The following is a 25948-nucleotide window of genomic DNA, read 5'->3' as shown; positions in this document are numbered from 1 at the left end:
GAGTTTGGATTTTCGGGTCTGGATCAGTTGAGCGCGCGCAGCGCGTCATAGGCTGGCAGTGTCAGGAAGTCGGTGAGGTCCTCAGACGTCGCCGTCTCAGCGAAGATCTCCGCAGCCGCTTCGTAACGGCCCGTTTTGAAGCCGCTCTCGCCAACCGAGCTGCGGATCTTTTTCAGCTCTTCAGCGAAGATCTCATCGAACCAGGCGCGCGTGAATTTGCGCGTCTCGCCATTTGCCGCAACGATATCAGCGCCATGGCGAAGCCATTGCCAGATCTGGCTGCGGGAGATTTCTGCCGTCGCCGCGTCTTCCATGAGATTGTGGATCGGCACGGCACCTCTGCCGTTCAGCCAGGCCGCGATATACTCGATCCCGACCGAAACATTGGTCCGGATGCCGGCTTCGGTGATGCCGCCGCTATGCGGCTTCAGAAGCGCCCCCTGGCTGATCGGCGGAAAGCAGCGCTGGCTCAGGACCTGATTGCAGGCCGGCATATTGTCATCGAAGACCTCCATGGCCACCGGCACCAGCGCCGGATGAGCCACCCAGGTGCCGTCATGCCCGGCTTTCACTTCGCGCATCTTGTCCGCGCGCACCTTGTTGAAAGCCGCCGCATTGGCCGCTTCGTCATTCTTGACCGGGATCTGGGCGGCCATCCCGCCCATGGCATGTGCGCGCCGGCGGTGGCAGGTCTTGATGAGCAGAAGGGAATAGGCGTTGAGGAAAGCCCGGTCCATGCCGACCTCGGCACGATCCGGCAGGACATAGTCCGCGTGCGCGCGCAAGGTCTTGATATAGGAAAAGATATAGTCCCAGCGCCCGCAATTGAGGCCCGCAATATGGCGGCGCAGCTCATACAGGATCTCATCCATTTCGAAGGCTGCCGGCAGGGTCTCGATCAGCACAGTCGCCTTGATGGAGCCAATTGGAATACCAATCGCTTCCTGCGCAAAGACAAAGACCTCATCCCAGAGCCGCGCCTCGAGATGGCTTTCCATTTTCGGCAGATAATAGAAGGGGCCGACGCCCTTCTCATGAAGTTTCGCGCCATTGTGGAAGATGTGCAGACCGAAATCGAACAGGCTGGCCGAAATCGGCGCCCCATCCACGAGCAGATGCGCCTCTTCCATATGCCAGCCGCGCGGACGCACGATCATCACAGCCGGCTCGTCACCAAGCTGATAGGCCTTGCCGCTTTTTTCATCGGTGAAAGACAGGCTGCCATCGGCGAAATCCTGCATATTCACCTGACCGTCGATCATATTGGCGAAGGTCGGTGAAGACGCGTCCTCGAAATCCGCCATGAACATCTTGGCGCCGGAATTCAGCGCATTGATCATCATCTTGCGGTCCACCGGGCCGGTGATCTCGACGCGGCGGTCACGCAGGACCGGCGGGACGGGATCCACTTCCCAGCATCCATCGCGGACGCCCTTGGTCTCAGCCAGGAAATCCGGTAGCTCGCCAGCATCGAACCGGGCCTGACGCGCAGTGCGGGCGGCCAGAAGCTCAAGGCGGCGCGCTTCAAATCTGCGGTGAAGCTTTTCCAGAAAAGCGATTGCCGCTGGTGTGAGCACTCTTTCGGCACCGGCCGCTTCGCCCCGGACCGAGACCGCCTCTTCCTGGCTGGCCGGCTTGTCGAGCGTGGTTGTCAAAGACATCGCGTCAATCTCCCATTTATCATTCGAGTTGACACAACAGTATTTACAACGCGCCCTTCATTCTAGTAGCACAATGATTGTATTGGGTTTTTATGTTTTCCTTGTAAGGTGCTGAGTGTGTTTTTTGTAAATTCTGTAAAGTCCGGAAGCCGCCGATGAGCGCTCGCAAGGAAAAGCTGATGATTGGCCCGCGCCTGCGGCGGCTGCGTCGAACGCTCGGAATTACGCAGGCCCAGATGGCCGAGGACCTCGGCGTGTCAGCCAGCTACATCAATCTGATCGAAGGCAATCAGCGCCCGATCAGCGCCAATCTGCTTCTCACCCTGGCCCAGGTCTATGATTTCGATCTCAGCGATGTCGGCGGGGCAGATGACGCGCGCCTCGTCTCGGAGATGATGGAAGTTGTCCGCGATCCGACGCTTGAGGTCGGCGCCATCGGTAAGAACGACGTTGAAGAGATGGTGAATGCGAGCCCGGAGATCGCAAACGCCTTCCTTCGCCTTTATGCACGCCACCGCGATGTCACCATGCGTCTGCATTCCGATGCCAACATGCTCGCAGACCGCGAGAAGGTCGAAGTCCTCGAGGAGTCGGCGCGCAGCGTGGATGCGGTGCGCGAATTCTTTCACAAGCACCGCAACTATTTTCCTCAACTGGATGAGGCTGCCGAGATCTTTTCCGGCGAGCTCTTCCTCAGTACGGATGAGCCCCACACGGCGCTGACCGACCGGCTGAAAACCCGTCATGGCTATCAGGTGCGCATCGTTCCCGTAGATGTGATGCCCAACAAGCTGCGCTATTTCGACCGCCACCGGCGGCGGATCGACCTGTCGGAACTGCTGCGCCAGTCGGGACGCCGGTTTCAGCTCGCCGTTCAGATCGGCTTGCTGGAATACTCCGACATGATCCGGTCGCATATCGACGCGGCCGGTCTGCCGGATGAGACGTCGGAGGAACTCGCCTATGTGAGCCTTGCCAACTACTTCGCTGCTGCGCTGCTCATGCCCTATTCGCGCTTCCTGAAGGAATGTGAGGCCACGCGCTACGATATCGAATTGCTCAGCCACCGGTTCGGGGCGAGTTATGAGCAGGTCGCCCACCGCATGACGACCCTGCAGAAGCCGGAGGCGCGCGGCATCCCTTTCTTCTTTGTCCGGATGGACAGTGCCGGCAATGTCTCAAAGCGGTTTAGCGCAGGGCGCTTCCACTTTTCGAAGTTCGGCGGCGCCTGCCCGCTCTGGAACATCCATGACTGTTTCGCCACGCCGGATCAGGTGCGCACACAGATCATCCAGATGCCGGACAATACGACCTATTTCTCGATCGCGCGCACGGTCTCACGTGTTGAAGGTGCCTTTAACCGGCCTTCCAACAAATACGTGATCGGTCTTGGCTGCGACCTCGCCTATGCGCCGCGGCTTGTCTATGCGCGCGAGCTTAATCTCGATGCCATGGACACCACACCAATCGGGGTCAATTGCTATCTTTGCGACCGGCAGGACTGCCCATCACGCGCCCATGCGCCCCTCAACAGGAAGCTCGACTTCGACCCCCGCGCCAAGGGGATCTCGGTCTTCCGCTTCCACTCTGAAGACGACTAGCCAAAGCTCGCCCGGCACCGGCCCATAGCCGGACTTTCTTTCAAATTGCCGTCTGGCCCTTCCCGGTAAGTGCTTGTACAGCGCCCCGATGGATACATCTCATACCGACTTCCAGGCATCGCTCCAGCACGCCCTCGACAACAAGACCAAGCCTGTCGGCTCACTTGGACGGATTGAGGATCTTGCCGCTCGGCTGGCCACCATTCAGGGCACACTTACGCCCGTGGCCGATACTTGCCGGCTGACGATCTTCGCCGGTGACCACGGCATGGCGACGGCGGGTGTTTCCGCCTTTCCGCAGGATGTGACCCGGCAGATGGTCCTGAATTTCCTGTCCGGCGGCGCGGCCGCAAACGTGTTTGCCCGCACGCTCGGGATCGACGTCCAGGTTGTCGATTGCGGTGTGGCGGGAAGTCCCGTCGATCATCCGGACCTGATCGACGGGCGCATCGGGCCCGGAACGGCGAATGCGATTGAAGGCCCGGCCATGAGCACAGCAGAGCTCGACCTCGCCCTCTCCAATGGCCACGCCATAGGTCAGGAGGGACCGGAAGACGCGGTCTGCTTTGGCGAGATGGGGATTGGCAACACATCCTCAGCAAGCCTCCTCGCCAGTAAAATTCTCGGCCTTCCCGTCAGCGACCTTGTCGGGCGCGGCACCGGTCTTGAGGGCGACGGCCTTGATCGCAAGCGCCGCCTGCTCGAAGCAGCCGCCGGGCGGACTGCTGATGCGCTTGGCGCCCTTCAGGCCCTGCAGGAATATGGCGGCTTCGAAATCGCCACGATGGCAGGGGCCATGACAGGCGCTGCCGAGACCGGAAAGATCGTCATTGTCGATGGTTTCATCGCCACCGTCGCCGCACTCTGCGCGCGCGACATGTCTGAAAAAAGCGCGGAAAACTTCGTCTATGCCCACCAGTCGGCAGAGGCAGGTCACCAGCTTGTGCTCTCGGCGCTCGGCGCCCGCCCGCTACTCGATCTTGGCATGCGCCTCGGCGAAGGCACCGGTGCCCTTCTGGCCTGGCCGCTCATCAGGTCCGCCGCCGCCATGCTGCGTGATATGGCGAGCTTTGACAGCGCAGGGGTCAGCGGCCCCGCATGAAGGATGAAGCCGCCAAATTCCTTCTCGCCCTACAGTTCCTGACGCGGATTCCCCTCCCCCGCGCGATCGGCTTCACGCCGGAACGCATGGCTGGGACGCCAGCCTATTATCCGCTGGTCGGCATTATTATTGGCGGCGCCAGTGCCCTGATCTACTGGCTGGCTTCGCTCGCCCTGCCCCCTCTGGCCTCTGCGATACTCGCCCTCGCTGGCGGCCTTCTGCTGACCGGCGCCTTCCACGAGGACGGGCTCGCCGACACGTTTGACGGGATCGGCGGCGGCCTTAGCCGGGACAAGGCCCTCGCCATCATGAAGGACAGCCGCGTCGGCACCTATGGCTGCGCGGCGCTTACCATTGTGCTGCTTTCAAAGGCATCGAGCCTCACTGCGATGCCCCTGCAATTTGCCTGCCTCGCCCTGATCGCCGCTCACGCCCTATCGCGTCTTTCTGCCGTCCTTGTCATCGTGACCAGCCGCTATGTCCGCGACGAAGGCACGGGCAAGCCCGTCGCCTCCGGCCTTTCCACACGCGGACTCGCCATAGCGCTCGCCACCGGCCTTCTGGTCATCGCCGCATGGATCATGGTCGAGCCACCTGCCAGCATGCTTGCAGGCCTGGGCGGCCTCGTGGCCGGGCACCTCCTCATGCGCCTCTTCTTTGAGCGCAAGCTTGGCGGCTATACCGGAGATACGCTGGGCGCGGTTCAGCAGCTCAGCGAAACGGGCTTCTATCTCGGCCTGCTCGCATGGCTGTGATCCTTCTGCGGCATACGCGGCCAGATATTGAGCCCGGCATCTGCTACGGCATGAGCGACCTCCCGCTCGCCGCCACCTTCAAAACCGAAGCTGAGGCGCTTTTCGATACGCTGCCGCAAGCCAGCCTTGTCGTGGCGAGCCCCCTGTCGCGATGCAGACAGCTGGCAGACTACATCGCGGCGCGAAAGAACATCCCGCTGAGACTGGAGCCGCGCCTGCGGGAGATGGATTTCGGGCGCTGGGAAGGCCAGCCCTGGAACGACATCCCGCGCGCCGAGATCGATGCATGGGCGGAGGATTTCCTGCATGCACGCCCCCATGGCGGTGAGAGCGTCGCCATGCTGCGTGCCCGCACGCTGGAGGCGCTGGGCGAGTATCGCGGGCGGAAAGACAACACCTTGATTGTTACCCATGCCGGCGTCATCAAGGCCGCCCTTGCATCTGACGAAACGGCCGGTAGCCATGCCACGACGCTTGGTTTCGGCTGCTTCGTCACGCTGACTGACTGAAAGGACGCGCGATGAGCGAACAGGACAACCACACTGAAAAGATGAAGGCGCTCCAGGCCGAGCAGAAGAAAAAGACGTCCGAAGCGCGCGATCCGGGCCGCGGCCTGGTCCTGGTCCACACGGGCAATGGCAAGGGCAAGTCGAGTTCTGCCTTCGGCGTCATCATCCGGGCCCTTGGCTGGAAACAGAAAGTCGGCGTTGTCCAGTTCATCAAGGGCAAATGGATCACGGGCGAAAAGCAGTTCTTCATGACCCTGAAAGACCAGGTCGACTGGCACACAATGGGCGACGGCTTCACCTGGGACACACAGGACCGCGACCGCGACATCGCCGCCGCCGAAGCCGCCTTCGCCAGAGCCCGCGAGATGATGGAGAGCGGCACCTACGATCTCATCGTGCTCGACGAAATCAACATCGCCTTGCGGTATGACTATCTGGACGTGCATGCCGTCATCGACGGGCTGAAGGCCCGCTCAGACCGCACGAGCGTCATCCTGACCGGCCGCGATGCCAAGCCTGAGCTTTGCGACTATGCCGACCTGGTCAGCGAAATGACCGAGGTCAAACACCCCTTCAAGGCTGGGATAAAGGCCCAGCGCGGCATCGACTTCTGAAAAGTGCCGCTACGTCATGGGCTGCGAAGGGCATTGACAGACATTCGCACTTGCAACATCAGACCGCTCAGATGGTGCTCCCCTAACAGGGGGCTAAGAGGGAAGCCGGTGTAAATCCGGTGCTGTACCCGCAACTGTCAGCCGGGAGCTGATGGCCAACATGCCACTGGAACGCAAGTTCTGGGAAGGCGGCCAAAGGCGATGATCGGCGAGCCAGGAGACCTGCCATCGCGTCGTTCGTCCGGAGGCCGGGAAAAGTTCTCTGCGGGCGGGAAGGCTGATGCCTCTCCTTTTGTAACGACATCCAGAAAACCGGCTGGCCGCCCGCATGGGATCGCTCTCATGGGCCAGATAACGTCGTTATGAATTTCACCTGTCTTTCCGGGCGGCGGGGGTGTTGTAGAGGGGAATACCCATGTCGTACAAAACGGCACTTCTCAGCGCGGCTGCAATCGCCGTTGCCGCGCCAGCTTTTGCGCAAATCTCTGAAACAGAGGAAAACCGGCTCGGACCGGTCGTCGTCGAGGGCTCGCGCCTCGATCAGACCGCCACGGAAGTCGGCTCCAGCGTGAGCATCATTTCCGAGGAAGACCTCGAGCAGCTGAACCTCGACTTTGCTCTGGACGCCGTGGCGACCGCGCCTGGCGTCACCATCAACCAGAATGGCGCCTTTGGCGGCTCGGCAAGCGTCCGCATCCGCGGCGCCTCCTCCGGCCAGACCCTGGTGCTTATCGATGGCGTCCCGGTTGGCGACCCATCGACAACTGATGGCAGCTTCAATTTCGCCTATCTCGACACCGCAAATATTGAGCGCATCGAAATTCTCAAAGGTCCGCAATCCACGCTTTGGGGCTCGGATGCCATCGGCGGTGTCGTGTCCCTCACGACCAAGCAGCCAGAGCCCGGCTTTGGGGGCAGCGCCTTCGCCGAATACGGCTCGTTCAACACGCTCCGGGGCGGCGCCTCTGTCGAGGGCGCAAATGACACGGGCGATTTCCGGCTCTCTGCAACCGGCATCTCCACCGACGGCATTTCCAAGGCCGACGAAGACAATGGCAACACCGAAGACGATGCCTACGACTCCACCACGCTGTCTGCAAAAGGCGGCCTTAACCTGCCAAACAAAGCCCGTCTGGAAGCCACCGTCCTCTATAACGACGCCGAGTCCGAATATGACAGCTATTCTGGCGGCGCTCAGGGCAATGTCGCCGATGGCGACGAGGTCACGCAGAACGAGACGCTTTCAGGTAACGTCTCGCTTGAGCTTCCGCTCCTGGATGACCGCTTCGAGAACCTCTTCCTAGTGGGCTATTCCGACATCACGCGGGAAAACTTCACCGATGGCGCCCAGAGCTATTTCGCTGAAGGGGACCGCACCCTCTACCGCTATCAGGGCACGTTCAATATCAACGACATGAACACCCTCTCCTTCGGTGCAGAACGCGAGGAGACCACGGCGAATGACGAGGATGCCGCGCTCGATAGCCTGTTCGCCCTCTATGAGCTGAAGCCCGTCGAATCGCTGACACTGACCGCCGGGGTCCGCAACGATGACGACAATCGCTTCGGTTCGGAAACAACCGCGCGGGTGGCGGCCGCGTGGAACCCGACAGACCAGGTCACAGTCCGCTCAAGCTGGGGCCAGGGCTTCAAGGCCCCCAGCCTGTACCAGACCACTTATATCTGTACCTTCTGCGGCCTGACCGAGCCGAACCGCGACCTCAAGCCGGAAACATCCGAAGCCTTCGATATCGGCGTCGACTGGCGCTCAAGCGATGGGCGCGTAGAGGCAGGTGTCACCTATTTCGATCAGGATACAGAGAACCTCATCGATTTCTCCTACACCGCTGGCTACGACAACATCGCCCAGGTCGAAAGCAAGGGCGTCGAACTCTTCGCAGGCTATGTCCTGACCGACTGGCTGAGCGTCAACGGCAATTACACCTATATCGACGCTGAGGACGGTGACGGCAATGAACTCACCCGCCTGCCGGAACACTCCGGCAATGTCTCGCTCTCTGTCGATCCGGACGGGCCGTTTTCCGGGGCCGTTCTGGTCCGGTACAATGGCGACGAAGCCAATACGAACGGCACGACACTGGATGGCTGGACGCGCGTCGACCTGACAGGCCGCTATGCGCTCAATGAGAGCGTTGAGCTCTATGGGCGTGTCGAGAACCTGTTCGATGAGGATTACCAGCAGATCCTCGGCTATGGCACGCCCGGCCTTTCCGGCTCGGTTGGCCTGCGGCTGCGCTACTAGGAGCAGCTCATGTCGAGACTGGCGATCCTCTCTCTTCTCGGACTTGGCCTTGCCGCCTGCGGTGCCCCTCCCACACTGCAGACCGATGAAGCAAGCCGTCCGATGCGGATCGTCAGTCTCGACTATTGCGCCGACCAGTACGTCCTGAAACTTGCCGATGAGGATCAGATCCTCGCGATCTCGCCGGACGGCGTGAAGGGCTTTTCCTATATGCGCGAGGAGGCCGTTGGTGTCCCCACCGTGCGGCCCGTGGCCGAAGACGTCCTCCTCCTCAAACCGGACCTCGTCGTGCGCTCGTATGGGGGCGGCCCGAATGCGGAAGCCTTTTTTGAACGTGCAGGCGTGCCCGTTCTCACCGTGGGCTGGACCTCCAATGTCGATACTGAAGAAGTCGGCTCCATCCCTAGCCTGATCCAGCACATGGCCGATGGTCTCGGCCAGAGCGCGCGCGGCCGCCAGTTGGTAAAGGATTTCCGCGCCCGTCTCGCCGCCATCGACAAGCGGACGGATGGCGAAACCGCGCTCTATCTCACGCCGGCAGGCGTCACCACCGGCCCCGGCGCAATGGTTCATGAGATGCTGGTCGCGGCAGGCTTCACAAATTTTCAGGAGCAGCCGGGATGGCGATCCATCCCGCTTGAACGCCTCGCCTATGAGCGCCCCGATGTGATCGCGGCGGCTTTCTTTGACCAGAGAACCAATCACCCGGACTCCTGGAGCCCCATGAACCATCCTGTGGCGGAACGGAATATGGATGAGCTTCCCGTGGTCCCGCTCAAGGGCGCATGGACGGCCTGTGGGGGCTGGTTCATTCTTGACGCCATCGAAGCGCTGGCGGAAGGAGACGCATCTTGAGCGAACGTCTGCTTCTTTCCGGGCTGGTGGCGGCTTCCGTTCTTGCCATCTTTGCCGCCTGCCTTCTTGGCTCGACACCGCTTCCGCCAGAGCGGCTTCTGGCGGCATTCATGGGCGGCGCTGAGATGGGTGACCGGCTCGTCGTCTGGCAGATACGCCTGCCCCGCGCCATTGCCGCCTTCATCACGGGCGCAGCCCTCGGCATCAGCGGCGCCGCCTTGCAGGGCCTGCTACGCAACCCGCTGGCGGAACCGGGTGTCCTGGGTGTCTCAGCCTCGGCCTCCCTTTTCGCGACCTTCTCCCTCTATTACGGCCTCGCCGCGCTCTCACCCTGGGTGCTGCCCCTCGCCGCCATTGCAGGCGCCCTTGCCGCGACCGCATTGATCGCGCTCGCCGCCATTCGTACACGCTCGGTAGTGACGCTCATCCTGATCGGTGTCGGTCTTTCCAACTTCTCCGGCGCCGCGATGAGCCTGCTCATGAACCTCGCGCCCAACCCATTTTCCCTCTCCGACATGATCAACTGGATGCTTGGCTCTGTGGCCAATCGCAGCTTTCAGGAAGTAGGGCTCGCCGCCCCCTTCATTGTTGCAGGCAGCGCCATCCTGCTTATGTCGCGCCGCGGCCTGTCTGCCCTGACCCTTGGCGAAGAAGCGGCCACTGGCGTCGGCCTCAATCTGCGCAATCAACGTATCCTGACAGTTCTGGGCGCGGGGCTAGCAACCGGTGGATCGGTCGCGCTGGCAGGCGCCATCGGTTTCGTCGGCATCGTCGCGCCGCACATCATCCGGCCCTTTGTCAAACATGATCCGGCGCGATCCCTCATCCCGTCCGCGCTTCTCGCTGGCCTGTTTCTCGTTCTTGCAGACATCGGCGTGCGCCTGCTGCCCACGTCCAATGAGCTCAAGCTCGGCGTCGTGGCATCGCTGATCGGCGCGCCGGCCTTTGTCTGGATCGCGATGAGGAGGCGCGCCCTCAATGGCTGATCTCGTCACCCGCAACCTCTCTGTGAAAGCGGGCAAGGCCACGCTCGTTCACGGGGCGCATCTCAGTCTGGCGCGGGGCGAGCTTGTCGCTCTTCTGGGCCCCAATGGGGCTGGCAAGACCAGCCTGCTTCGCTCCGCTCTCGGCCTGGAAAAACGTGCCTCCGGGGAGGCTTTTCTAAGTGGCGCCGACAGCGAAAAGCTCTCGCCCATGCAGCGGGCGCGCCGCGTCGCCTATCTGCCGCAACAGCGCCCGCTCGCCTGGCCGAACACCGTCCGCGATGTCGTCGCCCTCGGCCGCTTCGCCTATGGCGCCGCCCCTGGCCGGCTCAGCCCCGACGATGCAGCCGCTGTCGAACGGGCCATGGAGTTGTGCGACCTTACCGCATTCGCCGAGCGCCAGACCGACACGCTCTCGGGTGGCGAACTTGCCCGCGTTCATTGCGCCCGGGCCTTCGCAGCCGATGCGCCGCTCCTCATCGCGGACGAGCCTGTCGCCGCCCTCGACCCGCGCCACCAGTTCCGCGTGATGGACATGATCCGCCGCTTTGTCGACGAGGGGGGCGGCGCCCTCGTCGTCCTTCACGATATTGCCCTTGCCGCGCGATACGCGACCCGGATGGTCTGGATGAAGGATGGGGATATCGTTGCCGATGGCACGCCCGAACAGACGCTGACCGAAGCCCGTATGGCAGAGATTTATGGCGTGCGCGCACATATCGATGGCCGCTCGGTGGAGATTGAAGGGGCCATATGACGGCAAAGGCATTGATGCTTCAGGGGACGGGCTCTGATGTCGGCAAGTCCGTCCTGACCGCCGCCCTGTGCCGGCTCGCAAGACGCCGCGGCATGAGCGTCGCCCCTTTCAAACCACAGAACATGTCAAATAACGCGGCCGCCTGTGCCTCTGGCGGAGAAATTGGCCGCGCGCAGGCGCTTCAGGCCATGGCCTGCGGGCTGGAACCGCACACTGATTTCAACCCCGTCCTCCTGAAGCCGGAAACCGACCGGCGCGCGCAGCTGGTCGTGCATGGAAAGGCCGTCGGCGCGATGGATGCGGCCCATTATATGACCCATCGCGGTGAGCTGCTGGACCGGGTCATGGAAAGCTTCGACCGGCTGACGGCGGCCCATGATCTTGTCATCGTGGAGGGCGCAGGCAGCCCTTCGGAAATCAACCTGCGTGCCCGAGACATTGCAAATATGGGATTTGCCAGACGCGCCGGCGTCCCGGTCTGTCTGATCGGAGACATCGACAAAGGCGGCGTGATCGCAAGTCTGGTCGGCACGAAGACGGTTCTGGACCCGAGCGATGCCGCCATGATTACGGGCTTTCTGATCAACAAGTTCCGCGGCGACCCGGCCCTGTTTGAGGAGGGAGTAAACGCCATCGAAGAACGGACAGGCTGGCCCTGTTTCGGTGTCATCCCATGGCTTACCGCCACCGCCCACCTTCCAGCCGAAGACGCGGTGACGCTGGAACGGCCCTCAAGGCCAGCAGGCGGGACGCTGAGGATTGTCGCTCCGATGCTCTCCCGCATGGCGAACTTCGACGATGCCGACCCCCTGAAACAGGAAACCGGTGTCGCCTTTGAGTGGGTGAGACCCGGACAGCCGATCCCACGCGATGCCGATGTGATTATCCTGTTCGGTACCAAATCGACGCTGGGCGACCTCGACTTCCTGCGGCAGCAGGGCTGGGACCATGACATTATCGCCCATGCCCGGGCGGGCGGGCGCGTGCTCGGGATATGTGGCGGCTACCAGATGCTCGGCAAGCGTGTCCTAGATCCGGACGGCGTTGATGGCGAGCCCGGAGAGGCCCCCGGCCTCAGCCTTCTCGATGTGGAGACCGAAATGACAGGCAATAAAATGGTTGCGCCTACACTTGGTCATTGCGTTCTTGGCCAGGCGAAGGTCTCCGGCTATGAAATCCATACCGGCAGAACCACTGGCCGCGATACACAGCGCCCCATGTTCCGCCTGGGCGGCGTCGATGATGGCGCACGAAGCGCAAGCGGCAGTATCCAGGGCACCTATCTTCATGGCGCTTTCTCAAGCGACAGCTTCCGCCGGGCCTGGCTGGAAGAGATAGGCGGCGCTGGCGATGCGGCCCTCAATTACGGACAATCGGTTGAAGACGCGCTGGACGCGCTGGCAGACGGGGTTGAAGCGGCCGTGGAGACCGACCGTCTTTTTGCCGCCGCACGCCAGCCCGGCTGGCAGCCTCAGACCTGATGACACCTGCCTCGCTCATGCTGGCCGCCTGGGCGATTGAAGCGGCGTTCGGCTGGCCGGGCTGGCTTTACCGGCTCGTCCGTCATCCGGTCGTCTGGTTCGGCGCTCTGATCGCTTTTCTTGAGACCCGGCTCAACCGGCCTGCCCTCTCTCACAGGCTGCGCTATGTGCTGGGCGCCGGGGCCAGCCTGCTCGCCATTTCGCTGGCAACCTGCCTCACCTTTCTGATCGCCAGAGCACTGGCGGGCAGCTGGGCTGGATTTGTTATTCAAGCGTTTATCGCGTCCAGTCTGCTGGCCTCCCGCAGCCTCTACCAGCATGTCGCCAACGTGACCGCGCCCCTCATCGCCGGTGACCTGCCGGGTGCGAGAAAGGCCGTCTCGCTCATTGTCGGGCGCGACCCGGCGCAACTGGATGAGGCCGGGGTGGCGAGAGCCTCCATTGAAAGCCTTGCTGAAAACGCCTCCGATGGTGTGATCGCGCCCCTCTTCTGGGGCGCGCTGCTCGGCCTGCCAGGCCTTTCCGCCTACAAGGCCATCAACACGCTCGACTCCGTCATCGGACACCGCAACAGCCGCTACGAAGCCTTTGGCGGTTTCGCCGCCCGGCTGGACGATCTCGCAAACCTCATCCCTGCCCGCCTCACAGGGCTCGTCATTGGTCTCGCCTCCAGGAGACCTGCTGCCCTGAACGTCATGCTGCGCGAGGCGCGAAAGCACAGATCCCCCAATGCCGGCTGGCCCGAAGCAGCGATGGCAGGCGCACTCGGCGTGCGCCTTTCAGGTCCGCGTATCTATGGCGACAGGACAAGCGAGGAGCCCTGGCTTAACGGGGCCGCCCGCGACCCGGATGGCAACACAGTCTCACGGGCCCTCCGTCTCTATGTCCGGGCGCTGTTCGGTGCCGGGCTTCTCCTCGCCAGCCTTGCCCTGCTACAAGCCACAATATGAGACACGACCTGGTTCATGGCGGCGCGCTCGACCGGATGAAGGCGGCTTTCCCAGAGGCGCCCCTGCCCTGGATAGACCTCTCTACCGGCATAAACCCCTGGCCCTATCCGGTTGGCGAGGTCGCGGCGGGGGCTTTCCAGCATCTGCCGACACACAACGCCTATGAGGCATGCAGGCAAGCCATGGCGGCAAACCTCTCCGCGCCCGCCGGATCTCTCACCCTGGCGCCCGGCAGTGAGCTGCTGATCCGCTTGCTGCCCAGCCTCATCTCACCGAGGCGCGTCGCAATCCTTTCCCCCAGCTATGGAGACCATGCCGCGACATGGCAGGCCGCAGGCGCTGAGACTATCCTTTCACCCCATCCCCTGCAGCTTGCCGATGAGGTTGATGCCGTCGTCGTCTGCAACCCGAACAATCCCGACGGGCAGCGCTTTGAACCATCTGCCCTGCTCACGGCCGCTGCAAAGCTCGCCCGGCGCGGCGGCTGGCTCATTGTCGACGAAGCATATGCCGACCTCGATCCCGCCCTTAGCCTCACCCCCCATGGCGGCGCCGCCGGACTGATCCTCCTCCGCTCCTTCGGGAAGTTTTTCGGCCTCGCGGGCCTGCGGCTCGGTGCGCTCTGGGCGCCGCAGGACATAAGCTCGCGATTGCGGTCGCTTTTGGGTGTCTGGCCACTGGCTGGCCCGGCTCTCGAAATCGGGGCGCGCGCCTATCAGGACGCAGAATGGCAGACCGAAACGCGCAGCCGGCTCGCAGAAGCGCGTCGCCGTCTAGACGCCATTCTTTCCGGCAACGGGCTGACCATCGCCGGGGGCACCGACCTTTTCCGCCTAGTCGAAACAAGCGACGCAACAAAACTCTGGGAAGCCCTTGCCAGACAGGGCGTGTATGTCAGGCGGTTTGGCTGGAGCGAGCGTCTCATCCGCATCGGCCTGCCACCCACTCCGACTGCCGAAGACCGCCTTGCCACAGCCCTCTCAACCCTTGAGCCGTAGAGGCAGACCCGCCGCGACAAATTCCACGACATCGCAGACCTCAGCCACTCTCTGGTTCAGACGTCCCTGCGCATCGCGGAAATCGCGCCCGAGCGGCGTCTCGGGCACCAGACCGAGTCCAATTTCATTTGAAACGAGAAAGACGGGCAGCTCCACGCTCGATAGCGCGTCGCACAGGCGGCCTGTCTCGCTTTCCAGTGTCCGCCCATGATGCATGAGGTTGGACAACCACAGCGTCAGGCAGTCGACCACCACGGCCTCGTCTTCAGCCCCGGCCTCTATGGCCGGCACAAGATCAAGCGCCGCCTCAACGGTGCGCCACCCGTCTCCACGGTCCGCCTGATGCCGCGCGATCCGGCGGCTCATCTCCTCATCCAGAGGCTCAGCCGTCGCGATATAAAGGCGCTTCGAAGCGGCCTGTTCGGCCAGTTTCTGCGCCCGGCGGCTCTTGCCCGACCGCGCCCCGCCAAGAAGAAATGTCGTTGCCATACCGCTGGATACCCCGGCGCCTTGCTGCGGTCCATCCGGGGCGCCCAACGTCTCTCACGGCTTGCCCTCAGGCTAGGTAGATTCCCGCATTTGCCGGCCTCGGCCCCAAAGGCACGCTGTCCGGTAGACATGAGATCGGACGAAAAAGACATGGACGGATCGTTTTCCACAGCGTTCGACACGCCTGCCGAAACGCAGAAGACCGCTGTCTCCCCGCAATTTTCGCGCACGGTGGACCGCTTCCTCGCAGAAGACCTTACCGAAGACCTGCGCGCGGCCGGCCGGGCGACGACAGGTCTCAAATCTCCCGCATGGGCCTGCGAAGCATGGCGCCGGAAACTGCTCGACAGGGGATGGCTCGCGCCCAGCTGGCCAAAGGCGCATGGCGGCGCGGGATGGACAACGGCCGAACGGCTCTATTTCGAACAGCGCTGCGCCGAGAACGACGCGCCCCTCATCATGTCCTCTGGTATCCGCACAATCGGCCCCCTCCTGATGCAGGAAGGCACGCCCGAACAGAAAGCCTGCTACCTCCCAGCTATCTTGTCCGGCGAACATGAGTGGTGTCAGGGTTTTTCTGAAGCTGGCGCCGGATCCGATCTTCCCGCCCTATCCATGAAGGCAGATCCTCAAGGCGATCACTTCCTTCTCAATGGCACAAAGCTCTGGACCAGCTTCGCTGAGTACGCGACCCATATGTATATGCTGGCCCGGTCCGAAGCCGGGTCTGTCGGGCGTGATGGTCTTGTCTTCCTGCTGGTCGACATGTCTCTGCCCGGGATCGAGGTCCGCCCCATACGCTGTATCGATGGCTCGGAAGAGATCTGCGAAGTTCATTTCGACAAGGTGAAAGTCCCAGCCGGCGCGTCGGTTGGGAAGGCAGGCGATGGCTGGCGCATTGCGCGGGTGCTGATGAAGATTGCCCGCTCCAACAACACCACGACAGGCACGCTCCGGCAGGCCTGGCGCGCCGCCGCACGCTATGTGAAAGCGGCCCCAGGTGAGCCCGCCCTGAAGCAAAGACTGGACCTGCTGGATGCAGAAATCACCGGCTTCGAGGCGCTTGAGGCGCGCCTTTCAAAACCCTGCGATCACTTAAACGATGCGGCCCGGTCGTCCATGATGAAGCTCCGCGCGAGCGAGCTTCACCAGGCGATTACCGAAGTCGGTCTCGACGCTGCCCCGCATGATGAGAAGGCTCTCGCAAAATACTTCTTCACTCGCGCGGCGACCATCTATTCAGGGACAAGCGAGATTCACCGCAACAGCCTCGCCCGCACGATTGGCTGCCCCTAGCGTCCCTCTTCCTGTTCGAAACCTCCGCGCCTAACCCGCAATGGCGTGGCGCTTGGCCGCCTCCACAAGACGCGGGTCGAGCGCGGCGGCCACGTTGCGGATCAGGAGACGCGCAGTGGCAGGCACGCTGACCTTCAGCCCATCGACCTTGCAAAGGTCATGCTCTTCCAGCTGGCGCAGGCGGGCCAACGCCGCATCGAATTCATGCCGGTCATACCCAAAGCGCTGCAGGACCTCGCCAAGATCGACTTTCAGCTCACACAGAAGGCGTTCGATGGCATAGGCGCGCATCTCGTCCTTGCCGGTGCGTTCGATCCCCCGCGCGATGGGCAGCTTGCCATCGAGCACCGCGTTGCGCCATTCGATGAGCCCTTTCTCCCCCTGCGCATAGCCCTTGGGGAAAGCAGAAATCGCGGTCTGGCCAATCCCGATGAGATAGCGGCTCGGATCGTCCGTATAGCCTTGAAAATTGCGATGCAGCCGCCCGTCCCGGGCCGCCACGGCAAGGCCGTCATCCGGCAGCGCGTAATGGTCGAAACCGATATCGGCATAGCCCGCCGCCTCGAAAATGCGGGCGGCCGCCTCGGCCTGGCGCATCCGCTCGGCGAGGCCCGGCAGGTCATTCTCGGAGATGGCGCGCTGGTGCTTGGCAAACCACGGCACATGCGCATAGCCGAAGACCGACACGCGGTTGATACCGGTCTCCGCGCAATAGCGCGCAGCCTCTTCAATATCCTCGACATGCTGACAGGGCAGCCCGTACATCAGATCCGCGTTCAGCGCCTTGATTCCGGCCCGGCGAAGGGACGCGATATGACGCGTAATGACAGCGCGCGGCTGGATCCGGTTTATCGCCTTTTGCACAGGCAGGCTGAGCGTCTGGATGCCCAGGCTGGCCCGCGTCACACCGCTATCGGCCATCGCCTCGACCATGCCGTCGGACAGCACGCGCGGATCGAGTTCGACAGAAAACTCCACATCGTCGGCAACCGGCAAACGCGCCCTTATGTGCGATGTCAGCCGCCGAAAATCGTCGGGCGAGAGGGCATTGGGGGTGCCCCCGCCAAAATGAAGGTTGCGAACCACGCCCTCACCGATCTCATCTGCCCAGAGGTCGACTTCCTTGAGCAGGACGTCGAAATAGGATGCAATGCGGTCATAACCGTTCGGTACGGACGTCGCGCAGCCGCAATACCAGCAGAGTTTGCGACAAAACGGGATATGGACATAGACCGACAGCGCTTCGCCCGCAGGAATGCCGGACAGCCAGTCTTTGACCGTCCCCTCATTGATGCTTTCATTGAAGTCGACCGCCGTCGGATAGCTCGTATAACGGGGCACCTGCGCGCCAGCGAACTGGATCCAGTCGTCTCTCATGCCTGCCATCTCCTGCATCAAAGGGTCTGGCAGAAACTATCGCGGGCCGGCATGCCCGGTCTTTAAGTAGACCTACTTATCCGGCTCGTCGGCCGGGCGGTCTTCATCGATCAGGATACGGGCAGCCGCTCCGTCCGGGTCATCGAACTGACCAGCCCGCACGGCCCAGATGAAACTCAAAAGCCCTGTCAGACCCAGCAAGAGCGCGACAGGAATGAGGAAGACCAGCATTTCCATCGTCTATCTCCTTTTCCAGCCGGGCCGCAGCGCATTCAGCGTCACGATGAGGGACGAGCCGGACATGGCGATCGCCGCCACCAGAGGCGTGGCAAACCCTGCCACCGCAATCGGAACCGCAATCATATTATAGACGGCCGCCAGAGAAAAGTTCTCCACCATGCGGCGGCGCGCGAGGCCAGCCGCCTCGATCATTGTCAGGATCGCTCCGAGACCTGTCCCGGTATAGACGCCGTCGCTGGCCGACTGGCTCACATCCATGGCACCGCCCGGCGCCAGCGAGGCATGTGCGAGCGACAGCGAGGCTGCATCATTGAGGCCATCGCCGATCATCAGCACCTTGCGGCCTTCGGCGCGCAATGCTTCCAGACGCGCCACCTTGTCGGCCGGGCTCGCCCCCGCCTTCCAGTCGCTGACGGACAGGGCGCTCGCGATGGACGCCACAGCGTCTTCCCGGTCGCCGGAAAGGATCTCCACCGAGATCCCCCTGGCCCGCAGCTCTTCAACCACATCGCCCGCGCCGGGGCGAAGCGCATCCTCGAACATGAAGGGATGAGCGGGATGATCGCCTTCGCTATACCAGAGCTGTAGCTGGGTCGTTCCGGCGGCGGGCGCGGCGCCTGTCCACTCGGCAGACCCCAGCCGGCAGGGCACACCGTCAATCTCGGCTTCGAGCCCAAGGCCCGGATGTTCCTTGACGTGCGGCGCGACCTGACCGGCACCGGCCGCCGACACCACGGCGCGTGACAGTGGGTGGCGCGAAGCCCGTGCAAGACGTGCTGCCCGCTGGACAAGGGCCTCATCGCCTTCAACCCGGATCAGCTCCGGCTCGCCAAGGGTCAATGTGCCAGTCTTGTCGAAAACGATATGATCGCATTCCGCAATCCGTTCGAGCGCGTCGCCCGAACGCAGGAAGACGCCCTTGCGGAACAGGCGCCCGGCGGCGACGACCTGAACGACAGGCGCAGCCAGCGCCAGCGCGCAAGGACAGGTGATGATCAGCGTGGAGACCGCGATCATCAGCGCATCGCGCACCCCTGCCCCGGCCAGAAGCCAGCCAAGCAGGGTCAGCGCAGCCGTCGTATGAACCAGCGGAATATAGAGCGAGACAGCCTTGTCCGCGATGCGGCGATACTTGGAACGGCGCTGCTCGCCCGCCTCCAGCATGCGTGCGATGTCGGCCAGCAGGGAATCGCTGGCGGCCGCGATGGCCCGCCCGCGAAGAGGCTGGGTGAGGTTGATCGAACCGGCGAAAAGCCGCGCCCCCGGCGCAATCGCGCGCGGCAGGCTCTCGCCGCTGACAAGGCTCTCATCGGCCTCACTGATGCCGTCGATGACATCGACATCCACGACGAGGCGTTCGCCCGGCGCGACGAGGACAATATCGCCGGGCACAATCTCATCGGCGCGCACAGACCGCGCGCCTGCGCCCTCAACACGGGTCACGGTGCGCGCCTGCAGGGCGGCCAGGTCATGGGCCGCAGCATGGGTCCGGCGCCGCAGACGGGCATCGAGGAACCGGCCGATCAGCAGGAAGAAAAGCAGCATCACCGCAGCGTCGAAATAGGCGTGTTCGCCGCCCCGGATCGTCTCTGCCACGCTGACACCCAGCGCGAGCAGCACCGCCAGCGAAATGGGAACATCCATATTGGCATGGCCCCGGCGCAGGACCGACCAGGCCGACTGGAAGAAGATACGGCCGGAGAAAAGGGCCGCCGGCAGGGCGATGGCCCCGGATATGGCATGCATGACCCGGCGCGTTGTCTCACCCATCTCGCCATGTCCGGACCAGACAGAGACAGACAGCAGCATCACATTTGCCGCCGCGAAGGCTGCCACAGCCATCGCAATGAGGAGCTTTCGTTCTTCACTCTTGGCAGCGCTGTCTGCCGCATCGGGCGAAAAGGGGGCAACGCCATAGCCAAGCCCCGACACGGTTTCCGCGATCCGGTTGGCGTCGAGTGTTCCGCGCCAGCGCACATCGAACCGGCCATTGGATAGGTTGAGACGCGCCTGCGTCACGCCCGGCAGGGCCTGGACAGACTTCTCGATCTTGGAGAGGCAGCCTGCGCATTTCGCGCCGCGCACCGTCAGCTGGAGCGCGTTGCCCTCAGCAGACCGGCGGACAAAGGCGCTGATATCGCCGACGCCGCTCTCCTCTGCCGGAGAAAGGCCGCTCGGGCAGCCTGGGGTGATGTCGCCAGCAGTGCTCACGGCACCCTCACATCCTTGCGGGCCTCCAGCGAGACATCGCTCGAACCGCCCGTTGCGGTCACGATAAGCTCCCACTGGCCGCTGGTGATCTCGGGCAGGTCTGCGGCGTAATAGCCAGGCTGTCCGGCAGCGGTCAGCTCGACTGTCACATCCTCTGCCCCTGTGGCGAGGCGGCGAAGCTTGGCGCTGACGGCAAGGCCCGTCACCGGCGTCTCATCGGCGTCGGTCACCTGGACGGCCACACGGTCGGCCCCGGAAAGCCCGGCACGCACGGTCCAGCCAAGCTCGGCCTGCGCGCGGCGGGCCTCGAGCGTGTCGTTATAATGCAGGCCCTGAAGATAGGACTTCTCCACATCCTCACCCGGAAAGCTGGTGATGGCCGAGTAGAGAAAGAAGCCGTTCACCGTGAACATGACGCCGAAGAAGGCGAGCATGATGAGAAGGACATGCCATCCCTTGAGCTGGCCTTCACGAGGGGCCCCGGCGTGCAGTGCAGTGCTCATGTTCTAGTCTCCCGGCGCCATGAAACTTGTGCGGTTTCCATGAAGCTCGCCTGTTGCGGTGTCCTGAAGAAGAAGGGTGAAGTGGTCGCGCCCGTCGGCGGCATCCTCTGGCACAGTTACAAAGAAGCGGTAACGGTCCACACCATTCGAGGCCACAGGAAGAGTGATGCGGCCCTGTTCATCGGCCTCAATCCCGACAACCTCCAGCTCCATCCCGTCCATGCCGTTCGCCTCAAGGGTCATCGCCCGCGTCTCACCCGACTTGTTGACGAGCTTCAGCGTATAGCCGTTGCGCACATTCCCATCGGAGAGGCGCACATAAGGCGGCGAACGGTCCTTGAGCACATTGACCTCAAAGGTGCCGCGATTGAGCAAGCCCCAGGCCATGAGGCCCGCAATCGCAACCATCAGCACCGAATAGAGCACGGTGCGCGCCCGGATCAGCCTGTATTTTGTTGGCAGGCCCGCAGCACGGCGGGCGACGGCCACGTCGGTATCATAGGCGATGAGGCCGGTCGGCCGGTCCACCTTTTTCATCATCTGGTCGCAGGCATCGATGCACAGCGCGCAATGGATGCACTCCAGCTGCGCCCCATCGCGGATATCGATCCCCATCGGGCAAACCTGCACGCACTGCTTGCAGTCGATACAGTCGCCGCGCCCTTCCCAACTTTCGCCCTTGCGGTGCGGCCCGCGCGGCTCGCCGCGGTCATAGCGATAGGTCACATTGAGCGCATGCTCATCGGTGAGCGCTGCCTGGATACGCGGCCACGGGCAGAGATAGGTGCACACCTGCTCACGCATCGTGCCGGCAAGGGCATAGGTGGTGAAGGTCAGGATACCGGCAAACCAGTAGGCCGACAGCGGCGCCTCCCCGATAAAGAAGGTCTGCGCAATCATCCGGGCGTCGTGGAAATAGAGAATGAACGCGCCCCCTGTCAGGAAGGCGATGATCAGCCAGACGATATGCTTGCCGACCTTCCGCCAGAGCTTGTTGAAGCTCATCGGCTTGGCATCGAGACGCATCCGGGCGGCCCGGTCGCCCTCAAAGGCGCGCTCCACCCAGATATAGAGATCGGTCCAGACCGTCTGAGGACAGGCATAGCCGCACCAGACCCGCCCGAAGAGCGACGTCACCAGGAAGAGGCCCAGCGCGGCAAGGATCATCAGCCCCGCCATGTAGTAGGCTTCCTGCGGCCAGATCTCGATCCCGAAGAAGAAGAACCGCTCCCCCGCAAAGTCCGCCAGCACCGCCTGGTCCGGCACACCGACTCCCCGCTCCCAGCGCAGCCATGGCACCAGGTAGTAGATACCCAGCAAGGCAGCCATGGCGATCCACTTCACCGTCCGGAACTTGCCATGGGCAAGCTTCGGATAGATCTGCTTGCGCTTGGCATAGAGATCCTGCGGCGGCGGAGCCGGTGGCGGGGATTTGGAACTTATGAGGGTTACGCGGTTCATCGGATTGGCCTATTCACCCCCACCCAGAGAGTGGACATAGACGGCCAGCGCCTTGATCGTCTGCTCGTCGAGACGCTCACTCCAGGCTGGCATATGGGCATTCCGGGCATTGTAGACGGTGTTGTACACATCATCATACTCGCCGCCGAAGACCCAGATATCGTCGGTCAGGTTCGGGGCACCGACGGTGCGGTCACCCTTGCCGTCCTGCCCGTGGCAGGTGGCGCACTGGGCCGCAAAGATTTCGGCGCCGCGTGCACGGGAGGCCTCATCTGCGACCTCGCGCCCCGACAGCGACAGGACGTGGCTGACGACGTCGTCGATCTGCTGACGCTCCAGAAGGCCGTCCCGGCCAAAGGCGGGCATCATCGAGAACCGGGTTTCCGGATCCTCTTCATGCCGGATGCCGTGCTGGATCGTCTGCTGGATCCCGTCCAGAGAGCCGGTCCAGAGCCAGGAATCGTCGGCCAGCGTCGGATAGCCCTTCGCCCCGCGGCCACCAGCGCCGTGACAGGTCGCGCAATTGTCCCCGAAGGCACTTTCGCCCGACGCCATGGCAAACTGCTGGAGCCCGCGGTCCGTCTCGATCTCCTCGAGGCTGGCTGTCAGCAGGGCTGCACCGGACTCGCTGCGCTGGGAGCGCAGGCTTTCGACCTGCTCGGCCACCGCGATACGGTCGGACTGGCCTGCGAGACCCCGGGTATTCGTGCCGAGGCCGGGCAGCGCCGGCAGGGCCGGCATGACAACCATATAGCCAACAGAGAAGGCGATGGTCGCGTACCAGATATAGAGCCACCAGCGCGGGAGCGGATTGTTCAGCTCCTTGATGCCATCCCATTCATGGCCTGTGGTCTCCACGCCGGTTGGCTGGTCGATATCCTTGTGGTGTTCACTCATCTCCCGGCTCCCGGTCTGAAAGTGGAAGGCTTGCAGCCTTGTCGAATTTTTTCTGGTTTTTGGGCCAGAGCGCGTAGGCCAGAACGGCGGCGAAAATCGCCACGAAGTAGATCAGGCCGCCGGTCTGGGCGAAGCTGGACAGTTTCTCATACATGTCTCTTTCCTCCCTAGCGCGCGTTCATGAGGTCTTCGGCTTCGTAGGTGGAGAAATCCACCAGCGTGCCGGTCATCTGAAGGTAGGCGACGAGGGCATCCATCTCGGTGATACGGTCCGGATCGCGGTCGAAGTCGCGGATCTGGACAGTCCCCTCGCGGCCGGACGCCTCGGTGTAACGGGCCACAAGCGCATCCTGCTCATCGAAATAGATGTCCGGATCGGCCTGGGCCTGAAGGTCGTTACTGGCGTTCTCGATCATCTCGTCGGTATAGGGCACGCCCACCGCACGAAGCGCCTTCAGATCGTCCTCGATATTGCGATAGTCCAGCGACTTCTCGGCGAGGAAGGCATAGGGCGGCATGATCGATTCAGGCACCAGGGCGCGCGGATCGATCAGATGGTCGACATGCCATTCGTCCGAATACTTGCCGCCGACGCGGGCCAGATCCGGCCCTGTGCGTTTGGAGCCCCACTGGAACGGGTGGTCATACATCGACTCCGCAGCCAGTGAGTAGTGGCCATAGCGCTCCACCTCGTCGCGCAGCGGACGCACCATCTGCGAGTGGCAGACATAGCAGCCTTCGCGCAGATAGATGTTACGGCCGGCCACTTCGAGCGGGGTGTAGGGGCGCATGCCTTCCACTTTCTCGATGGTGTTATCCATGTAGAAGAGCGGCGCCATCTGGATGATCCCGCCAATCGACACCGTAATCAGGATGCCGATCGTGAGGATGAGCGAGTGGCGTTCGAAGACGCCGTGTTTATTGATGAGTCCCATTGGTCCTCGACGCTCCTATTCAGCGGGCTGCAGCTCAGCGGCTGCCGGCGGTTGGCTTACGGGTTTGGCATCGGCGGGCTGGTTGATGCGCGCATCACCTCTCGCGGTACGGATCAGGTTGTAGCACATGATCCCGGCGCCGCTGAGGTAGAGCAGGCCGCCCACCATACGGATGATATAGCTGATATGCTTGGCCTCGACGGTCTCCACGAAGCTGTATTCGAGGAAGCCGAAATCGTTATAGGCGCGCCACATCAGGCCTTCCATGATACCGGCGAACCACATCGACACGATGTAGAAGACGATACCGATGGTCGCGAGCCAGAAGTGCCACTCCACAAGCGCCATCGAGTAGAGGCTCTTGCGCTTCCAGAGCCACTGCGTGAGGCAGTAAAGCGCACCGAAGGAAATGAAGCCGACCCAGCCCAGGGCACCCGAGTGCACGTGGCCGATACCCCATTCGGTATAGTGGCTGAGCGAGTTCACAGCGCGCACCGACATGAGCGGGCCTTCGAAGGTCGACATGCCATAGAAGGCGAGCGAGACGACCATCATGCGCACGACAGGGTCGGTACGAAGCTTGTCCCAGGCGCCCGACAGGGTCATGACGCCGTTGATCATGCCGCCCCAGCTTGGCATCCACAGCATGATCGAGAAGGTCATGCCAAGGGTCTGCGCCCACTGCGGAAGGGCGGTGTAGTGAAGGTGGTGCGGACCTGCCCAGATATAGATGAAGATCAGCGACCAGAAGTGAACGATGGACAGGCGGTAGGAATAGACCGGCCGGTCAACGCGCTTCGGAATGAAATAGTACATGATGGCGAGGAAGCCGGTCGTCAGGAAGAACCCGACGGCGTTGTGGCCGTACCACCACTGGGTCAACGCATCCTGCACGCCCGAAAAGAGCTGGTAGCTCTTCGACGAGCCGAGCGACACGGGCAGCGAGAGATTGTTCACGATGTGGAGCATCGCGATGGTCACGATGAAGGACAGGTAGAACCAGTTCGCCACATAGATATGCGGCTCCTTGCGCTTCCACAGCGTGCCCAGGAAGATGATCAGATAGGCGACCCAGACGATGGTCAGCCAGAGGTCGGCATACCATTCCGGCTCGGCATATTCCTTCGACTGGGTAATCCCCATGAGATAGCCGGTGGCGGCGATGACGATGAAGAGCTGATAGCCCCAGAAGACGAACCAGGGCCACATCCCGCCGAAGAGACGCGCGCGTGTGGTGCGCTGAACGACATGGAAGCTGGTGGCCAGAAGCACGTTACCGCCAAATGCAAAGATCACCGCGGAGGTGTGCAGCGGGCGCAGACGGCCGAAATTGGTCCAGCCAAGCTGATCGAGATAGAAAATGTTCGGCCAGGTCAGCTGGCAGGCGATGATGACGCCGACCAGGAGACCGGCAATCCCCCAGAACATGGAGGCCGCCACACCGAACTTGACGAGCGTGTCTTCATAACGCGTCTCATCGAACGGGTCGCGATCGCCGAGCTTGCCCGCCCAGAGGCCGATACCGATCAGCCAGAGCGCAATCGCGGAAAAGAACAGGAGCGCATGCACTCCCATCAGACGGTCTGCTGCGTTGCCAGCGATCAGGATCGCCAGAACCGCAAAGACGCACAGAAACGCAGCCACCATGCCGGTGCTGCTATCCCTTGCGCCCTTCTTAAGGATGCTGGTGCTCAATTTGCCTTCCCCTCAAACTAGGGCCCGCACCGGAAGCGGTGGCGGGTCTCTTCATGCTCGAGGGATTACGAAAGGGACACGATGTCCGGTATACGGGCTCTTACGTATGGGCCAGCCTGTCGCAGAAACAGTAGATTGCGGGCAACAGGAGGCATCCCGCATGTACCGTCTTATTATATTCTCGGCCGGATTCGCCCTGGCAGCCCTTGCCTGGCCTGAGGTTCAGTCACATCATCTGCGCAGCGAGCTGCTTCAGCTTGCCTGGTGCTCGTCTTCGGGTCTGAGCCCGTCGCAACCGACGATTCTCGGGATGCA

The 25948-nt window shown here is 62.6% G+C and carries 24 protein-coding genes and 1 riboswitch; of the genes, 13 read left to right on the top strand and 11 right to left on the bottom strand.

Annotation, left to right across the window (positions count from 1 at the left end):
- Positions 1-23: 23 nt before the first annotated feature.
- Positions 24-1661 carry a malate synthase A gene (gene aceB, locus ABNU55_RS00585; RefSeq protein ID WP_290751798.1) on the bottom strand — a complete coding sequence of 546 codons (1638 nt, stop codon included), beginning with the start codon at positions 1659-1661 and terminating at the stop codon, positions 24-26.
- 155 nt (positions 1662-1816) lie between these two features.
- On the opposite strand from aceB, the gene ABNU55_RS00580 reads away from it, so the two are divergent.
- The 12 genes from ABNU55_RS00580 (at position 1817) to cobD (ending at position 14529) form a co-directional block, all read left to right on the top strand.
- The gene (locus ABNU55_RS00580) at positions 1817-3262 is read left to right on the top strand and encodes a helix-turn-helix transcriptional regulator (protein WP_290751795.1); all 1446 of its coding nucleotides are present in this window, start codon (positions 1817-1819) and stop codon (positions 3260-3262) included.
- A gap of 88 nt (positions 3263-3350) precedes the next feature.
- On the top strand, positions 3351-4364 hold the full coding sequence (gene cobT / locus ABNU55_RS00575) for a nicotinate-nucleotide--dimethylbenzimidazole phosphoribosyltransferase (RefSeq protein ID WP_290751792.1): 1014 nt from the start codon (positions 3351-3353) through the stop codon (positions 4362-4364).
- The gene (cobS, locus tag ABNU55_RS00570) at positions 4361-5119 is read left to right on the top strand and encodes an adenosylcobinamide-GDP ribazoletransferase (protein ID WP_290751789.1); all 759 of its coding nucleotides are present in this window, start codon (positions 4361-4363) and stop codon (positions 5117-5119) included. The genes cobT and cobS overlap by 4 nt, the downstream gene beginning before the upstream one ends.
- Entirely contained in the window at positions 5110-5628 is a 519-nt protein-coding gene (cobC, locus tag ABNU55_RS00565) for an alpha-ribazole phosphatase (RefSeq protein ID WP_290751787.1), read from the top strand. Before cobS ends, cobC begins: the two co-directional genes overlap by 10 nt.
- 11 nt (positions 5629-5639) lie before the next feature.
- Positions 5640-6242 carry a cob(I)yrinic acid a,c-diamide adenosyltransferase gene (gene cobO, locus ABNU55_RS00560; RefSeq protein ID WP_290751784.1) on the top strand — a complete coding sequence of 201 codons (603 nt, stop codon included), beginning with the start codon at positions 5640-5642 and terminating at the stop codon, positions 6240-6242.
- A 55-nt stretch (positions 6243-6297) separates the two neighbouring features.
- Positions 6298-6487, top strand: a riboswitch (cobalamin riboswitch).
- Between the two features lie 170 nt (positions 6488-6657).
- Positions 6658-8505 (top strand): TonB-dependent receptor, encoded by a 1848-nt coding sequence (locus ABNU55_RS00555; protein ID WP_290751782.1) that lies wholly within the window; start codon positions 6658-6660, stop codon positions 8503-8505.
- A 9-nt stretch (positions 8506-8514) separates the two neighbouring features.
- On the top strand, positions 8515-9360 hold the full coding sequence (locus tag ABNU55_RS00550; protein ID WP_290751780.1) for an ABC transporter substrate-binding protein: 846 nt from the start codon (positions 8515-8517) through the stop codon (positions 9358-9360).
- Positions 9357-10346, top strand: coding sequence for an iron ABC transporter permease (locus ABNU55_RS00545; protein ID WP_290751777.1), 990 nt, complete (start codon positions 9357-9359; stop codon positions 10344-10346). The genes ABNU55_RS00550 and ABNU55_RS00545 overlap by 4 nt, the downstream gene beginning before the upstream one ends.
- Positions 10339-11100 (top strand): ABC transporter ATP-binding protein, encoded by a 762-nt coding sequence (locus tag ABNU55_RS00540; protein ID WP_290751775.1) that lies wholly within the window; start codon positions 10339-10341, stop codon positions 11098-11100. Before ABNU55_RS00545 ends, ABNU55_RS00540 begins: the two co-directional genes overlap by 8 nt.
- Positions 11097-12581 carry a cobyric acid synthase gene (locus ABNU55_RS00535; RefSeq protein WP_290751772.1) on the top strand — a complete coding sequence of 495 codons (1485 nt, stop codon included), beginning with the start codon at positions 11097-11099 and terminating at the stop codon, positions 12579-12581. Before ABNU55_RS00540 ends, ABNU55_RS00535 begins: the two co-directional genes overlap by 4 nt.
- The gene (cbiB, locus tag ABNU55_RS00530; RefSeq protein WP_290751769.1) at positions 12581-13531 is read left to right on the top strand and encodes an adenosylcobinamide-phosphate synthase CbiB; all 951 of its coding nucleotides are present in this window, start codon (positions 12581-12583) and stop codon (positions 13529-13531) included. The genes ABNU55_RS00535 and cbiB overlap by 1 nt, the downstream gene beginning before the upstream one ends.
- Positions 13528-14529: a threonine-phosphate decarboxylase CobD gene (gene cobD, locus ABNU55_RS00525; RefSeq protein WP_290751766.1), complete on the top strand. Its 1002-nt coding sequence runs from the start codon at positions 13528-13530 to the stop codon at positions 14527-14529. The genes cbiB and cobD overlap by 4 nt, the downstream gene beginning before the upstream one ends.
- On the opposite strand, the gene cobU is transcribed toward cobD, so the two are convergent.
- Complete coding sequence (cobU, locus tag ABNU55_RS00520; RefSeq protein WP_290751763.1) at positions 14512-15018, bottom strand: bifunctional adenosylcobinamide kinase/adenosylcobinamide-phosphate guanylyltransferase; 507 nt, start codon at positions 15016-15018, stop codon at positions 14512-14514. The genes cobD and cobU overlap by 18 nt on opposite strands.
- Before the next feature lie 150 nt (positions 15019-15168).
- On the opposite strand from cobU, the gene ABNU55_RS00515 reads away from it, so the two are divergent.
- Positions 15169-16314, top strand: a complete 1146-nt coding sequence (locus tag ABNU55_RS00515; protein ID WP_290751760.1) for an acyl-CoA dehydrogenase family protein — start codon at positions 15169-15171, stop codon at positions 16312-16314.
- A 30-nt stretch (positions 16315-16344) separates the two neighbouring features.
- Here the strand turns inward: ABNU55_RS00515 and hemN are convergent, their stop codons facing one another.
- The 9 genes from hemN to ccoN form a co-directional block, all read right to left on the bottom strand.
- Positions 16345-17691, bottom strand: a complete 1347-nt coding sequence (gene hemN, locus ABNU55_RS00510; protein WP_290751757.1) for an oxygen-independent coproporphyrinogen III oxidase — start codon at positions 17689-17691, stop codon at positions 16345-16347.
- Positions 17692-17763: 72 nt separating this feature from the next.
- Complete coding sequence (gene ccoS / locus ABNU55_RS00505; RefSeq protein ID WP_290751754.1) at positions 17764-17928, bottom strand: cbb3-type cytochrome oxidase assembly protein CcoS; 165 nt, start codon at positions 17926-17928, stop codon at positions 17764-17766.
- 3 nt (positions 17929-17931) lie between these two features.
- Positions 17932-20142 (bottom strand): heavy metal translocating P-type ATPase, encoded by a 2211-nt coding sequence (locus tag ABNU55_RS00500; protein WP_290751752.1) that lies wholly within the window; start codon positions 20140-20142, stop codon positions 17932-17934.
- Complete coding sequence (locus tag ABNU55_RS00495) at positions 20139-20645, bottom strand: FixH family protein (protein WP_290751750.1); 507 nt, start codon at positions 20643-20645, stop codon at positions 20139-20141. The genes ABNU55_RS00500 and ABNU55_RS00495 overlap by 4 nt, the downstream gene beginning before the upstream one ends.
- 3 nt (positions 20646-20648) lie before the next feature.
- Positions 20649-22106 (bottom strand): cytochrome c oxidase accessory protein CcoG, encoded by a 1458-nt coding sequence (gene ccoG, locus ABNU55_RS00490; protein ID WP_290751748.1) that lies wholly within the window; start codon positions 22104-22106, stop codon positions 20649-20651.
- 9 nt (positions 22107-22115) lie between these two features.
- On the bottom strand, positions 22116-23003 hold the full coding sequence (gene ccoP / locus ABNU55_RS00485; protein ID WP_290751746.1) for a cytochrome-c oxidase, cbb3-type subunit III: 888 nt from the start codon (positions 23001-23003) through the stop codon (positions 22116-22118).
- Positions 22996-23157 (bottom strand): cbb3-type cytochrome c oxidase subunit 3, encoded by a 162-nt coding sequence (locus ABNU55_RS00480; protein ID WP_290751745.1) that lies wholly within the window; start codon positions 23155-23157, stop codon positions 22996-22998. Before ABNU55_RS00480 ends, ccoP begins: the two co-directional genes overlap by 8 nt.
- Positions 23158-23170: 13 nt before the next feature.
- Entirely contained in the window at positions 23171-23938 is a 768-nt protein-coding gene (ccoO, locus tag ABNU55_RS00475; RefSeq protein ID WP_290751743.1) for a cytochrome-c oxidase, cbb3-type subunit II, read from the bottom strand.
- Positions 23939-23953: 15 nt separating this feature from the next.
- Positions 23954-25585: a cytochrome-c oxidase, cbb3-type subunit I gene (gene ccoN / locus ABNU55_RS00470; protein ID WP_290757769.1), complete on the bottom strand. Its 1632-nt coding sequence runs from the start codon at positions 25583-25585 to the stop codon at positions 23954-23956.
- Positions 25586-25948 lie beyond the last annotated feature (363 nt).

Origin of the sequence: uncultured Henriciella sp. (assembly GCF_964005855.1) — a bacterium.
GTDB lineage: Bacteria > Pseudomonadota > Alphaproteobacteria > Caulobacterales > Hyphomonadaceae > Henriciella.
The sequence above is the reverse complement of the archived record's forward strand: the minus strand, read 5'-3'. Positions and strand labels throughout refer to the sequence as shown.

What these genes read in the sequence shown, in the direction of transcription:
- ABNU55_RS00515 (WP_290751760.1), top strand. Translation starts at nt 15,169, where the DNA reads ATGGACGGATCGTTTTCCACAGCGTTCGACACGCCTGCCGAAACGCAG.
- ABNU55_RS00580 (WP_290751795.1), top strand. Translation starts at nt 1,817, where the DNA reads ATGAGCGCTCGCAAGGAAAAGCTGATGATTGGCCCGCGCCTGCGGCGG.
- cobO (WP_290751784.1), top strand. Translation starts at nt 5,640, where the DNA reads ATGAGCGAACAGGACAACCACACTGAAAAGATGAAGGCGCTCCAGGCC.
- ABNU55_RS00535 (WP_290751772.1), top strand. Translation starts at nt 11,097, where the DNA reads ATGACGGCAAAGGCATTGATGCTTCAGGGGACGGGCTCTGATGTCGGC.
- ABNU55_RS00550 (WP_290751780.1), top strand. Translation starts at nt 8,515, where the DNA reads ATGTCGAGACTGGCGATCCTCTCTCTTCTCGGACTTGGCCTTGCCGCC.
- cobT (WP_290751792.1), top strand. Translation starts at nt 3,351, where the DNA reads ATGGATACATCTCATACCGACTTCCAGGCATCGCTCCAGCACGCCCTC.
- ccoG (WP_290751748.1), bottom strand. Translation starts at nt 22,106, where the DNA reads ATGAACCGCGTAACCCTCATAAGTTCCAAATCCCCGCCACCGGCTCCG.
- cobS (WP_290751789.1), top strand. Translation starts at nt 4,361, where the DNA reads ATGAAGGATGAAGCCGCCAAATTCCTTCTCGCCCTACAGTTCCTGACG.
- ccoN (WP_290757769.1), bottom strand. Translation starts at nt 25,585, where the DNA reads ATGGTGGCTGCGTTTCTGTGCGTCTTTGCGGTTCTGGCGATCCTGATC.
- aceB (WP_290751798.1), bottom strand. Translation starts at nt 1,661, where the DNA reads ATGTCTTTGACAACCACGCTCGACAAGCCGGCCAGCCAGGAAGAGGCG.
- cbiB (WP_290751769.1), top strand. Translation starts at nt 12,581, where the DNA reads ATGACACCTGCCTCGCTCATGCTGGCCGCCTGGGCGATTGAAGCGGCG.
- cobD (WP_290751766.1), top strand. Translation starts at nt 13,528, where the DNA reads ATGAGACACGACCTGGTTCATGGCGGCGCGCTCGACCGGATGAAGGCG.
- hemN (WP_290751757.1), bottom strand. Translation starts at nt 17,691, where the DNA reads ATGAGAGACGACTGGATCCAGTTCGCTGGCGCGCAGGTGCCCCGTTAT.
- cobC (WP_290751787.1), top strand. Translation starts at nt 5,110, where the DNA reads ATGGCTGTGATCCTTCTGCGGCATACGCGGCCAGATATTGAGCCCGGC.
- ccoP (WP_290751746.1), bottom strand. Translation starts at nt 23,003, where the DNA reads ATGAGTGAACACCACAAGGATATCGACCAGCCAACCGGCGTGGAGACC.
- cobU (WP_290751763.1), bottom strand. Translation starts at nt 15,018, where the DNA reads ATGGCAACGACATTTCTTCTTGGCGGGGCGCGGTCGGGCAAGAGCCGC.
- ABNU55_RS00480 (WP_290751745.1), bottom strand. Translation starts at nt 23,157, where the DNA reads ATGTATGAGAAACTGTCCAGCTTCGCCCAGACCGGCGGCCTGATCTAC.
- ABNU55_RS00555 (WP_290751782.1), top strand. Translation starts at nt 6,658, where the DNA reads ATGTCGTACAAAACGGCACTTCTCAGCGCGGCTGCAATCGCCGTTGCC.
- ABNU55_RS00540 (WP_290751775.1), top strand. Translation starts at nt 10,339, where the DNA reads ATGGCTGATCTCGTCACCCGCAACCTCTCTGTGAAAGCGGGCAAGGCC.
- ccoS (WP_290751754.1), bottom strand. Translation starts at nt 17,928, where the DNA reads ATGGAAATGCTGGTCTTCCTCATTCCTGTCGCGCTCTTGCTGGGTCTG.
- ABNU55_RS00495 (WP_290751750.1), bottom strand. Translation starts at nt 20,645, where the DNA reads ATGAGCACTGCACTGCACGCCGGGGCCCCTCGTGAAGGCCAGCTCAAG.
- ccoO (WP_290751743.1), bottom strand. Translation starts at nt 23,938, where the DNA reads ATGGGACTCATCAATAAACACGGCGTCTTCGAACGCCACTCGCTCATC.